Origin of the sequence: Kocuria sp. ICS0012, assembly GCF_001665945.1 — a bacterium.
Classification (GTDB): domain Bacteria; phylum Actinomycetota; class Actinomycetes; order Actinomycetales; family Micrococcaceae; genus Kocuria; species Kocuria marina.
On sequence record NZ_LZMM01000047.1, the window covers coordinates 1 to 11,013 of the forward strand.

Annotated in this window: 6 protein-coding genes; 5 read left to right on the plus strand and 1 reads right to left on the minus strand. The window is 72.4% G+C overall.

Annotation, left to right across the window (positions count from 1 at the left end; translation table 11 throughout):
- Positions 1–155 precede the first annotated feature (155 nt).
- Together A5728_RS08240 and A5728_RS14140 are read left to right on the plus strand one after the other, a co-directional pair.
- Positions 156–1,340, plus strand: coding sequence for an MFS transporter (locus A5728_RS08240; protein WP_082943337.1), 1,185 nt, complete (start codon positions 156–158; stop codon positions 1,338–1,340).
- Positions 1,341–1,346: 6 nt separating this feature from the next.
- On the plus strand, positions 1,347–1,505 hold the full coding sequence (locus tag A5728_RS14140) for a hypothetical protein (RefSeq protein WP_156523417.1): 159 nt from the start codon (positions 1,347–1,349) through the stop codon (positions 1,503–1,505).
- Positions 1,506–1,711: 206 nt separating this feature from the next.
- On the opposite strand, the gene smc is transcribed toward A5728_RS14140, so the two are convergent.
- Positions 1,712–5,362, minus strand: a complete 3,651-nt coding sequence (smc, locus tag A5728_RS08245; protein ID WP_064846584.1) for a chromosome segregation protein SMC — start codon at positions 5,360–5,362, stop codon at positions 1,712–1,714.
- A 345-nt stretch (positions 5,363–5,707) separates the two neighbouring features.
- On the opposite strand from smc, the gene A5728_RS08250 reads away from it, so the two are divergent.
- From A5728_RS08250 to A5728_RS08260, 3 genes are all read left to right on the plus strand, one after another.
- Positions 5,708–6,733 carry a 3-oxoacyl-ACP synthase III gene (locus tag A5728_RS08250; RefSeq protein WP_064846585.1) on the plus strand — a complete coding sequence of 342 codons (1,026 nt, stop codon included), beginning with the start codon at positions 5,708–5,710 and terminating at the stop codon, positions 6,731–6,733.
- Between the two features lie 46 nt (positions 6,734–6,779).
- Positions 6,780–9,521, plus strand: coding sequence for an alpha/beta fold hydrolase (locus A5728_RS08255; RefSeq protein ID WP_082943336.1), 2,742 nt, complete (start codon positions 6,780–6,782; stop codon positions 9,519–9,521).
- Positions 9,522–9,721: 200 nt separating this feature from the next.
- Positions 9,722–10,927: an NAD(P)-dependent oxidoreductase gene (locus A5728_RS08260; protein WP_064846588.1), complete on the plus strand. Its 1,206-nt coding sequence runs from the start codon at positions 9,722–9,724 to the stop codon at positions 10,925–10,927.
- Positions 10,928–11,013 lie beyond the last annotated feature (86 nt).

Here is an 11,013-nt window from a genome sequence, read left to right on the forward strand (position 1 = left end):
GCCCCGATCCCCGCGACCCCGCCGAGCATCCCGTCCCCGCCTCCCCCGACGACGCGCGCGCTGCTGCGGCGACGTCGGACGCCGCCGCAGCAGCGTCCACTGCATCGGACGACGCCGCCGGAGAACCCGCGCCGCGCGGCAGGGTCCCCGAGCCCATCAAGGTCCTGATCGCTGCGGCCTTCGTGATCGCCCTGGGCTACGGGATCGTGGCGCCCGTGCTGCCGCAGTTCGCGGCCAGTTTCGGCGTGGGCGTGGCCGCGGCCTCCGCCGTGATCAGCGCGTTCGCCCTGTGCCGGCTCGTCTTCGCCCCCGCGAGCGGTGCGGTGGTCAACAAGTTGGGTGAGCGGCCCACGTACCTGATCGGGTTGATCGTGGTGGCACTGTCCTCGGCCGCGACCGCGTTCGCGCAGACCTATGGCCAATTGCTGATCTTCCGCGGTCTCGGGGGCATCGGGTCCACGATGTTCACGGTGTCCGCGATGGGCCTGATCGTGAGGTTGGCCCCGCCCACCATGCGCGGGCGGGTCTCCGGGTACTACGCGACCGCGTTCCTGCTGGGCGGCATCCTGGGGCCCGTGCTCGGCGGACTGCTCGCGGGTCTCGGGATGCACGCCCCGTTCCTGATCTACGCCGGCGCTCTGCTGGTCGCCGTGCTCGTGGTGTACCTGCGGCTGAAGGACGAGACGATCGGCGCCAGACGCACTGGCCGGGCCCAGCCGCCCATGCGCGTCCGCGAAGCGCTCGACGCCGGAGCGTACCGTGCCGCGCTCGCGTCCAGCTTCTCCACGGGCTGGACGGCCATGGGCGTACGCGTGGCCCTGGTCCCTCTCCTGGCCGTCCAGGTGGTCGGTGAGGGTCCGGCCGTCGCCGGGCTCGCGCTGGCACTGTTCGCCGTGGGCAACGCCGCGGCCTTGACCGTCACGGGGCGGCTCACCGACCGCGTGGGGCGCAAACCGCTCGTGCTCACGGGCCTGCTCGTGTGCGGCCTCGCGACCATTGGGGTGGGGCTGAGCACGTCCGTGGTGGCGTTCGCCGTACTGTCCCTGCTCTCCGGGGTGGGCTCCGGAACCCTCAACCCGGGGCAGCAAGCCGCCGTGGCGGATGTCATCGGCCCGGATCGAGCGGGCGGCAGAGTACTGTCCCGGTACCAGATGTGCGCGGACGCGGGCCAGATCGCCGGCCCCGTGCTCGCGGGCGCGCTCGCGGACGCCGCCGGTTTCGGCTGGGCCTTTGGGATCTCGGGAGCGCTCATGCTCCTCGCCGCCGTCGCGTGGCTTCCGGTCAGGGACACCCTGCCCCCGGAGTCACGCACCCAGGGCCCCGCCCCCCGACGGAAGTGAGCTCCCGTGGCCGCAACCGAGCGACGTCGTCCCCGTTCCACGGCGGTACTCTTCATGGTCGTTTTCGTGACGATGTTCGTCGCGAACGCGATCCTCACGGAGCTACGGGACCGCGGGATCATCACCACGCCGGTGCTCGTGCTCGCCATGGTGTTCCGTCCCTGACACCGGAAGTGGCCCCGGAGCGGATCCGGGAAACCCTCTCCCATCCCGATACCGAGTTGACTTCTGACGGCACCACGCTGACCGCGAGGATCGGGAGTGACCTGACCTTCCGCCGCCGCGGGGCCGCGCTGTTGCGCCGCGCCCGCGCGGCGACAAGCTGAGCCGTCCCACCCTCGGCGAACGAGCGGCGTCGTCGGCGGAAGACCTCAGCGCAACTGCGAGAGCTGCTGGCCCACGACGAGGCTCACGCCGTCGCCGCGCATCGAGACCCCGTAGAGCGCGTCCGCGATCTCCATGGTGCGTTTCTGGTGGGTCACGATGATCAGCTGCGAGCTCTCCTTGAGCTGCTCGAAGATGGTGAGCAACCGACCCAGATTCCGGTCGTCCAGCGCGGCCTCAACCTCGTCCATGACGTAGAACGGGGACGGCCGGGCCTTGAAGATGGCCACGAGCAACGCGAGTGCCGTCAGGGAGCGCTCGCCGCCGGAGAGCAGGGAGAGCCTCTTGATCTTCTTTCCGGCGGGCCGGGCCTCGACCTCGACCCCCGAGTTGAGCATGTCGTCCGGGTCGGTCAGGCGCAACCGCCCCTCCCCGCCCGGGAACAGGGTCGCGAACACCGAGACGAACTGTTCCGCGGTGTCCCGGTAGGCCTGGGCGAAGACCTCTTCGACGTGCTGGTCCACCTGCCGGATGATGTTGCGCAGATCCGTGCGGGAATTCTTGACGTCCTCGAGTTGGGTGACCAAGAACTTGTGGCGTTCCTCGAGCGCGGCGAACTCCTCGAGCGCGAGCGGGTTGACCTTGCCGAGCGCCTTGAGCTGCTTCTGCGCGCGCTGCAACCGGGTCTCCTGCTCCTCGCGTCGGAACGGGGTCCCGGCATCGGTCATCCGGGGCAGAGCCAGCTGCACGGGCGCGCCGTCCTCCTCGGCGCGCTGGGCCGCCTCGAGCGCTGCGTCCGCGTCCAGGACGGGCAGGTGGGGGCCGTAGTAGTCCACGAGGAAGTCGGGGGTCATCCCCAATTCCTCGAGGGCCGTGGTCTCGAGCCCCTCGAGCCGGGCCCGGCGCTGCGCGAGGTCCAGTTCCGCACGATGCAGCTGTTCGGTAAGTTCGCCGATCCGCCGGGCGAGCTCGTCACGTTCGGAGCGCAATCGCTGCGCGACCTCGTCCAGCCCGGCCCTGCTGGTCTCGATGGCGTCGCGCTGGGCGGCCGCGATCGCCGCGGCGTCGTCGGCGCGTTCCCGGAGATAGCGCGCGGCCTCCGCCACGGCCCGCGCCACGACCGCTTGCACGCGGCGACGCTCCGCACGCCGCGCGGCCTCGGCCTGCGCGACACGTTCGGTACGCGCCGCCCGCGCCTGGGCCTGCGCCCGGGACTCGGCGTGGCGATGTTGTTCCTCGAGCCCGCGCAGCGCGAGCCGCGCCTCGGTCTCGACCTCGCGGGCGGTCCGGGCCTGCTCCTCGGCGCGGTCCTTGGCGGACGCGGCCGCGAGCTGCTCGCGGTCGAGGTCCTCCTCGTCCCCGGTCTCCGCGGCCTCGGCGCGTTCCACGGCCTCGCGCAGCTCCGCATCCCGCTGGGTCAAACGCTGCTGTGCGGTCGCCAGGACACCGCGGCGCCGTTCCAGTTCGGAATCCGCCGACGACGCCGTGGCCTCCGCCCTGCTCGACGCCGCCCCGGCCGCCGCGGCCTCCTGCTGGGCCCGCTGCGCGGCCCGGCCGGTCTCGCGGGCTTCCCGTTCCGCGCCCGCGCGCTGTTCCTCGGCCTCCCGGGCCCGTTCCGCCGCGGTCTCTGCGGCGTCCCGCAAGGTCGCGGTCTTTTCCACCTCGCGGTCGATCAACGCGAGGATCTCGAGGTTGCCGGCCGCTTCCGTGGCTCCGCCCTGGACCCGATGGACGCCGTACACGTCACCGTCGCGGGTGACCACGCGCCACGCGGCGTCGGCCCGCCCGTCCTGCGCCGCGGCGTCGAGGACCGCGAGCGCGGCGGTCGCGTCCGGGGCGAGCACTGTGGTGGCGAGTGCGGCCCGCACCGCGGCCACGACGGCCGCGTGGCCCGTGGTGTCGGATTCCTCCGGGGCCGAGGAGAGGACCTCCGTGGCGCGCACGCACCCCTCGGGCAGCGCTGGACCGGTGACTTCGGTGGCCGCGCCGTCCTCCCGCGCGATCACGAGGTGCACGCGACCCGACCCGGCATCGCGCAACCGCGAGAAGACCCGGGCGGCCGAGGTGTGGGACGCCACGGCGAGCGCGTCGGACCACGGGCCCAGCGCGGCGGCCACGGCACGTTCCCACCCCGGGCTCACGCGCACGGCCCGCGGCACCTCCCCCAGCACGGGGACGACGTCCGCCACCGAGGACGAGCCGTCCGGTTGCCGCACGGACTCGCGCAGGGTCTCGAGGCGCACGGTGTGGGCGTGCAGCGCGCTCGCCGTCTGCTGCCGGTGGTCGTCCGCCTCCCGCGAGCGGGCGCGAGCGGCGTCGGCCGTTTCCTGGGCTTCGCGGGCCCGTTCCCCGAGGCGCTGCGCCTCGACCGCGGTGGCCTCGGCCGTCTCGCGCAGGGACGCGGTGTCCAGACGGGCACTCTCGGCGCGGGTCACGACGTCGGAGAGCTCCCCGCGAACACGCTCCACGTCCGCTTCTGCGGCCGTGAGCGCCGACCGCGCGGCCGTGACCGCCGCGGCGAGCCGGACCTGCCCCGCGCGTCGGTCCGCGGCACGGCGCACGAGCGCGGCCGATTCCTTTTCCGCGTCCCGCGCGGTCGATTCGGCGGCCTCGCGCGCCGCATGCGCACGGTCGAGGTCCTCGCGCGCCCCCGCGACCCGTTCGGCCAGCTGTTCAGCCTCGACGAGTGTCCGGGCGGCCTGTTCCTCGAGGATCTGCGCGTCCCGGTTCGTGGCGGCGGTTTCCTCGGTACTGCCCAGCAGCCGACGGCGCTCCTCGGCCAGCGCCGCCAGCGCCCGGTAGCGGTCGCGCACCGTGCTCAGTTCGTACCAGCTCGTGCGGGCCGCGTTCAGTTCCGGGGTGGTGCGCGCGGCACGGGTCTCGGTCTCCTGCAGCCGCTGGGCGAGATCCGCGGCCGCGGTCTCGAGTTCGGCCTTGCGTTCGCGCGCCGCGCGGCTCGCGTCCTGGTCCGTGTCCATCCCGGCGCGCGCCGCCACGAGATCCTCCGCGAGCAGACGGGCGCGCGCATCACGGACGTCGTACTGGATCCGCTGCGCCTTACGAGCCGTGCGCGCCTGCCGGCCCAGGGGCGTGAGCTGACGCTGGATCTCACCGGTGAGGTCCTCGAGCCGGTCCAGGTTCGCCTGCACCGATTCGAGCTTGCGCAGGGTCTTCTCCTTGCGGCGGCGGTGCTTGAGGATCCCTGAGGCCTCCTCGATGAACCCACGGCGGTCCTCGGGGGTGGCCTGCAGGATCCGGTCCAGCTGCCCCTGCCCCACGATCACGTGCATCTCCCGACCCAGCCCGGAGTCGGAGAGCAGCTCCTGGATGTCCAGCAACCGGCACGAACGGCCGTTGATCGCGTATTCGGAGCCCCCGGAGCGGAACAGCGTGCGCGAGATGGTGACCTCGGAGTATTCGATCGGCAGGGCGCCGTCGGCGTTGTCGATGGTCAGGGACACGTGTGCGCGGCCCAGGGCGGAGCGACCGGAGGTGCCTGCGAAGATGACGTCCTCCATCTTTCCGCCGCGCAGGGACTTGGCGCCCTGCTCCCCCATGACCCACGCGAGGGCGTCCACCACGTTGGACTTACCCGACCCGTTCGGCCCCACGACCGCGGTGACCCCGGGCTCCATGTGGAACGTGGTGGCGGACGCAAAGGACTTGAAACCACGCACGGTAAGGGTCTTCAAATGCACGCGGGGGTCTCCAATGTCGTTGTCGCTTACGCCGCCCCTCGGCGCGCGCACCGGCGGGTGACAGGCGCGCCGACCTGGGCGATCACGAGCGCGGGGGCAGCCCCCGAGTCTACCCGGGGCGGGCCCCGCGGCGGTGTGGGGCGCGTGCGGGGGCTCACACCCGCGGCTCACCGGGGCCGGAACGGCCTGCGCCCGCAGAGAAACGCCACGTACATCCGAAGGGAGCTGTCAGTCGGGACCGTTAGACTGAGCCGGTCCAACCCGCTAGTTCACCCGAGCGCCGAGGCTCTCCTCTCACGATCGATTCCTTGACGGTACGGGTGGCGTCTGATCGAAAGCGCCACATTGACCGGTAACTCCACCATCAGAAACCGAAATGCCGCAGTCCTATCCGTGACCAAGACGGAGGCGGACGTGGTCATCCCGTCTACTCGGTTCGATGAGGAGTTGGCAGAGACCTTCCGGCGGCTGCGCATGCCCAAGGGGCTGCTTGAGCGACTGGCCGGGATCAAGGAACGCCGCGGTTGGGCACCGGGACGCCACTTCACGGACGGCGCCACGGAGGCCGGCCAGGAGGCCCTGCGGCAATCGGGGGTGGCCCCGGAGCAGATCGGGTTGTTCATCAACGCGTCCGTGACCCGCGACAACTTCGAACCCGCCGTGGCCGTGGGCATCCACGACCGGTTGGGCCTGCCGAGCTCCGCGCTGAACTTCGACATGACCAACGCGTGCCTGGGCTTCGTCAATGCCCTCACCGTGGCAGCGTCTATGATCGACGCCGGGGCGATCGAGTACGCCCTGGTGGTCGCCGGTGAAGACCCCTCCCCGTGGCACCACGCAGCGGTGGAACGGTTGCGCGGGGACGACATCACCCGCGAACAGGTGGTGCAGGAGTTCGCCACGCTCACGCTGGGGTGCGGTGCCGCCGCGGCCGTGGTGGGCCCCGCGGACCGCCACCCGAACGGGCACCGCATCGTGGGATCCGTCACGCGCGCGGGCACGGAGTTCAACCACCTGTGCATCGGCGGGGACGACGGCATGTTCACGGACGCCACCGGGCTGCTCAACCACGGGGTGGGCCTCGTGGTCGAGGCGTGGCTCGAGGCCGAGAAGGACGGCTGGCAGTGGCGGGACATGGACTCCTACGTGACCCACCAGGTCTCCAACTCGCACACCAACAAGCTCATCCAGGACATGGGCCTGGACGCGGGCCGTGTCCCCCTCACCTTCCCGTACTGGGGCAACGTGGCCGCCGCGGCCCTGCCCATGACACTCGCGCTCGAGGCCGAGCGGCTCGAACCCGGCCAGCGCGTGCTGTGCCTGGGCGTGGGCTCGGGCCTGAACACGACCCTCATGGAGATCGCTTGGTAGCCCGCCCGTAGCCCCCGGTCACCGCCTCACAGAACGGAGGAGCAACGTGCTCTCCACACCCTCCCCGGAACGCACCACCACGGTGCGTCTACCCTTCACCGACACCCCGCTGCCGGGTGTGGACCCCGCGTGGTCCACCACGGTGAGCGTCCCGACCACGGCGGTCGTGGAACCCGTGCCCGGCAGGAAGCGCCGCTGGCACGTGCTGGACAACGGGGACGCGATCACCGAGGCGGGCCGCAGTCCCCGCGGGATCATCCTGGCGGTGCACGGCAACCCCACGTGGTCCTACCTGTGGCGGGACGTGGTGCGCGCCGGCCAGACGGCCGAGCAGCCGTGGCGCGTGGTGGCCGTGGACCAGCTGGACATGGGCTTCTCCGAGCGCACGGGATTGTTCCGTCGGCTCGAGGACCGCGTCCGGGACCTCGGGGACCTCACGCACGCGCTGGGCATCGACGACGCCGGACTGCCGGTGGTCACCTTGGCCCACGACTGGGGCGGGCTCATCTCCCAGGGCTGGGCGCAGGAACACCCGCAGCTCCACGCGGCGACCATCATGACCAACACCGCCGTTCACCACGACAACGCCGAGCCCATCCCCTCGGCCCTGCGGCTCGCGCTCAACCGCGCCGTGCACGAACCCCTCACCTCCGGGACCACCGCGTTCCTGGACACCACCCTGGCCCTGTGCGATCCCGCCCCGGCCAAGGACCTCAAGAAGGCCTACAAGGCTCCGTACACCTCCCGCGAGCGCCGCGAGGGCATCGCGCACTTCGTCGCCGACATCCCCGCCGAACCGGGCCACCCCTCCAACGCGGCGTACGAGCGCATCGCCGGGCGGATGAGCGCGCGCGAGGTCCCCACGCTGCTGCTGTGGGGCACCAACGATCCCGTGTTCCAGCAGCGTTACCTCGAGGACCTCATGCGGCGGGCGCCCCACGCGGACGTCCACCGCTTCGAAGGCGCCAAGCACCTGCTGCCCGAGGCCCGGGACATCGCCCCAGCGATCCTCACGTGGCTCGGTGAGCGTTTCGGTCAGGACGAGCCCGTGGTGCAGGCCCACCGTGAGCGCCGCGCGCGCGGTCGCGGGGACTTCGTGCCGTTCTTCGCCGAACTCGACGCACGACGCCGCGACGCCTCCCCCGCCGTCGTGGACATGGGACCCGTCATGGGAACCGTGGACGGTTCCGCACCGGCGCTCAACGTGGAACGCACCGTGACCTGGGCCCAGCTGAGCACGTCCGTGGACCAGCTCGCGGTGGCCCTGCTGCGCACGGGCGTGCGCCCCGGGGACCGTGTGAACCTCATGGTCCCCCCGGGCTCCATGCTCACCACCCTGATCTACTCGTGCCTGCGCATGGGCGCGGTGATCGTGGTCGCGGACCAGGGGCTGGGCCGCAAGGGACTGACCCGGGCGCTGCGCGGTTCGTCCCCCGACTGGTTCATCGGCATCCGCAAGGCCCTCATGGGTGCGCGCGCCCTGGGCTGGCCCGGACGCCGGATCTCCGCGGACCGGCTGGACCCCGTGTCCAAGAAGCTGCTGGGCGTGGAACACACCGTGGCCGAGCTCATGGACTCGGTGACCACCGTGCGCCCGGAGGACATCCCCGCCGTGGACCCGGACGCCGCGGCCGCCGTGCTGTTCACGTCCGGCTCCACCGGACCCGCCAAGGGCGTGGTCTACACCCACCGCCAGATGGCCGGGATGCGCGACACCATCCGGGACACCTACGGGCTGCGGGCCGGAACCGGACTCGTGGCCGGGTTCGCGCCGTTCGCGCTGCTCGGCCCCGCCCTTGGTGCCGCCTCCGTCACACCGGACATGGACGTCACGAGCCCCAAGACGCTCACCGCACAGGCGCTCACCGAAGCTACGATGGCGATCGGCGCCACCGCGGTATTCGCGTCCCCCGCGGCCATCGCCAACGTCCTGGCCACCGCGGACGAGCTGTCCCCCGCCGAGCGTGATGCGCTGGCCCGGGTGGACCTCATGCTCTCCGCCGGAGCGCCGATCCCCGAGGAGCTGCTCGCCCGGTTGCAGGAGCTGATGCCCGCGGCCGAGCTGCACACCCCCTACGGGATGACCGAGGCGTTGCCCCTGACCGACGTCAGCTTGGACGTGATCCGCGCGGCACGGGAGGACGCCCAGAGCGGTGTAGAGGGTGCGGGCCGCGGCGTGTGTGTGGGCACCCCGGTCGAGGGAGCGCAGCTCGGCGTATTGCCGCTGCGCTCGGACGGCTCCGTCTCCCCCGACATCGTGACCACCCCTGGTGTCACCGGCGAGATCGTGGCGCGCGCCCCGCACGCCAAGGACCACTACGACCGGTTGTGGATCACGGAGCGCGCCTCCGACCTGACCCCCGGCTGGCACCGCACCGGGGACGTGGGGCACTTCGACGCCCGTGAGCGGCTGTGGTACGAGGGCCGCCTGGCCCATGTGATCACGATGTCCGACGGGCCGGTGTCTTCCGTCGCGGCGGAGCACGCCGCCCAGACGGTTCCCGGTGTGGGCCGCGTGGCCGTCGTGGGTGTGGGCCCCCGCGGTTCCCAGTCCCCCGTGGCCGTGATCGAAACGGTGCCCCCGGCCGCCAAGCCCCACGTGGCCCCCGCGGATCTGGCCGAGCGCGTGCGCGCCACGATCGATTTCGCGACCGGGCTGGCTGTGAGCGCCGTGCTCGTGATCCCCGAGCAGCCCACGGACATCCGCCACAACTCCAAGATCGACCGCGCCGAATTGAGTGACTGGGCCGAGCAGGCCCTGGCCACCGGAAAGATGAGTGCCCTGTGAGCCACGACCAGACCCCCGCTCCCGACCGCTCCGGCGCCGGCCGCCGCCGCGCCGACGATCACGACGCCGCTGCGCCCGCTCCCGGGGCCACCGCGGCCGGGGCGGCGTCGTCGGCTCCCCGGAACGACGGGAACGCAAGCAATTCCGATGCAAACGCAACGAATGGGGACCGGCAGGACACTGCTCCCGGTGTCGCGCAGATCGCGGATCCCGAGCGTGGCGGCGCCACCGCGACCCAGGGTGAGCTGACCGGGGACGGCCGCACCGTGCTGGTGACCGGCGCGTCAGGGATGCTCGGTGGGGACGTCGCCCGCGTCCTGCTCTCGCGCGGCTGGCGCGTGCGCGTCTTCCAGCGGGGTCACGCATCCGTGGCCGAGCGCGAAGGCGTCGACGAGGTGCTCGGTTCGGTGACCGATCCCGACGACGTGGCGCGCGCGCTCGACGGCGTGGACGACGTCATCCACCTCGCGGCCAAGGTCTCCTTCACCGGGGACTGGGAGGACTTCGTGCGGGTCAACGTGACCGGGACGCGTGTGCTGCTGTGCCAGGCGCAGAACGCCGGGGTGCAGAACGTGGTCTTCGTGTCCTCGCCGTCCGTGGCCCACGCGGGCGTGTCGATCGAGGGCGCGGGCGCGGAACCCGCGAACCCCCAGACGGCGCGCGGGAACTACGCGCGGTCCAAGGCCGCCGCTGAACTGCTCGGCCTGAGCATGGACGGCCAGCGCGACCTCAAGGTGGCCGCGGTACGTCCGCACATCGTGTGGGGCCCCGGGGACACCCAGCTCGTGGAGCGCGTCGCGGATCGCGCGGCGGCCGGGCGGATGCCGTACCTGGACAACGGTGCGGCCATGATCGACACCACCTACATCGACAACGCGTCCGAGGGCATCGTGCGGGCGCTCGAGCGCATTGACACCGTGCGCGGACGCGCGCTGGTGATCACCAACGGTGAGCCCCGCCCCGTGGGCGAACTCATCGCGCGGATGTGCCGCGCCGCAGGCGCCCCCGCGCCCACGCGCTCGATCCCCGGTGGCGTGGCACGCTTCGCCGGCCGCGTCATCGAGAAGGTCTGGCCGTACCTGCCCGCGAAGTTCCGCGGCGGGGACGGCGAGCCGCCCATGACCGAGTTCCTGGCCGAGCAGCTGTCCACGGCCCACTGGTTCGACCAGCGCGAGACCCGCGAACTGCTGGACTGGACGCCGTCCGTGAGCCTGGACGAGGGCTTCGCGCGGCTCACCGCGTACTACTCCGACAAGCCGCGCCCGCAGCGCAACACGGGATCGGTCGCGGTGTCACGCGTGGTGGAGGTCGCCGACGACCAGCGCACCCGCGCCGAGGACGCCTCGATCGCCCCCGAAGAAGAGAGCGGGACAGGCAACGACCTGCAGATCGTGCGCGCACAGTAGGCGCTGTCGTGGGGGGGGGGGGGGGGGGGGGGGGGGGGGGGGGGGGGGGGGGGGGGGGGGGGGGGGGGGGGGGGGGGGGGGGGGGG